At 36.2% G+C, this 2,131-nt stretch carries 2 protein-coding genes; both read left to right on the top strand.

What is annotated here, in order from left to right:
• Positions 1-524, top strand: a 524-nt coding sequence (locus tag WBN21_RS00845) for a methyltransferase family protein (RefSeq protein WP_424197421.1), incomplete at its 5' end; no start/stop codon positions are given.
• Between the two features lie 32 nt (positions 525-556).
• The gene (locus tag WBN21_RS00840; RefSeq protein WP_424197420.1) at positions 557-1,939 is read left to right on the top strand and encodes an FAD-binding oxidoreductase; all 1,383 of its coding nucleotides are present in this window, start codon (positions 557-559) and stop codon (positions 1,937-1,939) included.
• Positions 1,940-2,131: the final 192 nt, after the last annotated feature.

Here is a 2,131-nt window from a genome sequence, read left to right as displayed (position 1 = left end):
CATTTAAAGCTTGGTGGATTAAAATTATAGGAAAGCCAGCCGAACGCAGTACATATATTTTATTATCAAGTTTAGCACTTTTACTGCTATTTTGGAAATGGCAACCTATTAATACGGTAGTTTGGGAGATTGACAACAGCTTATTTGTATGGATAATTATTGGCGTAGCAGCTCTTGGCTGGCTCATTGTTCTGCTTTCTACATTTATGATTAGTCATTTTGAATTGTTTGGCTTAACACAAATATTCGACAACTTTAAAAATAGGACTACCCAATCGCCAAAATTTCAAACCAATTTTTTATACAAAATAGTAAGGCATCCTTTAATGCTTGGATTTATCATTGCATTTTGGGCCACACCATTAATGACAGTAGGCCATTTACTTTTTGCAGTCATTACTACGGCATACATTTTAATAGCAATCAAGTTTTTAGAAGAAAAAGATTTACGAAAAGTGCATGGTAAAGATTACGAAGCATACCAAAAAAATGTACCTATGTTAATTCCGTTTACAAAAAAATAAAATTATACCCGTTAACCACTAAAAATATACCCATGAAAACAATAAAAGATTTAAACTCAGAAACAATAAGTTCCTTTAAAAATCAATTAAACGGTAACATGGTCTTACCAACTGATGCGGCATATAACGAAACACGCAAAGTGTACAATGGTATGATAGATAAACATCCAGGTTTAATTGCCATGTGCAAAAATGCAGATGATGTTATGGCATCTGTAAATTTTGGTAGAGAAAACGATTTATTAATTGCCATAAGAGGTGGCGGACATAATGGCGGTGGCTTAGGTTTATGTGATGACGGTTTAGTTATAGATTTATCTGGTATTAAACATGTAAACGTAAATACATCAAACAATACCGTTAAGGTTGGTGGCGGTAATATTTGGAACGAAGTTGATGCTGTCACACATGAATATGGTTTAGCAATTCCTTCAGGCATGGTATCAAGCACAGGAGTTGGTGGTTTAACCCTTGGAGGCGGCGTTGGTTATTTAAGTCGGAAATATGGACTCACCATAGATAACCTATTAGAAGCAGATATGGTCTTAGCCGATGGTAGATTCGTTACAGTCAATGCAAAACAAAATACCGATTTATTTTGGGCCATTCGTGGAGGTGGCGGAAATTTTGGAGTGGTAACATCCTTTACATTTCAAGCACATCCTCAAAAAACGGTAATAGCGGGACCAACCTTTTGGCCAATAGAACGTGTCGAGGAAATTATGGCTTGGTATGATGGATTCATTCAAAATGCATCCGACGATCTAAGCGGTTTTATAGCGACTATGATTGTTCCAGAATCACCATTTCCGTCCGAATTACACAACAAACAGTTTTGTGCCATTGTTTGGTGTTATACAGGAGATGCCGATACATTTAACGACTTATTTAAGACGGTTTTAAATCTTAATCCTGTGTTTGCTCATGTTGGCGAAATGCCTTATCCTGCTTTACAAAGTATGTTTGATGGGTTCTTTCCAACAGGAATGCAATGGTATTGGAGAGCCGATTTCTTTAACAAATTAACGCCAGAAATTACGGCGCAGCATTTAAAATTCGGATCTAAAATTCCAACACCATTATCTCAAATGCATTTGTATCATATAAGTGGAGCAGCAAGTCGAGTAGGAGCAGAAGATACACCTTGGGCTTACAGAAATGCAAAATATGCTGGTGTTTATGTAGGCGTGGATCCCGACCCTAAAAACGCGAATAAAATCACCAATTGGTGTAAGGACTATTTTAATGCCTTGCATCCATACTCAGCTGGTGGCGCATACTCTAATTTTATGATGGATGAAGGGCAAGAACGCGTTAAAGCCAGTTATAAACACAATTACGATAGACTGGCAAAAATCAAACAAAAGTTCGACCCAAATAATATATTTAAAGTAAATCAGAATATTAAACCATAATGCTTTTTTTGATTTTACTTTTAATTTATCACTATTGTACAAAACGTCGGATTTTAGAACATGTCTGGTCTGTAATCCGACGTTATTACCTGTCCCGAACTTGTTTCGGGACAACTTGGCTTTATTCACGAGTTTTCTATTTTAAATTTTTGAGTTCATGAATTTCGTACCTCGATTTGGCAAAAGCAAGGC

The sequence above is a fragment of the Algibacter sp. genome (genome assembly GCF_049667265.1).
GTDB lineage: Bacteria > Bacteroidota > Bacteroidia > Flavobacteriales > Flavobacteriaceae > Algibacter_B.
The sequence above is the reverse complement of the archived record's forward strand: the minus strand, read 5'-3'. Positions and strand labels throughout refer to the sequence as shown.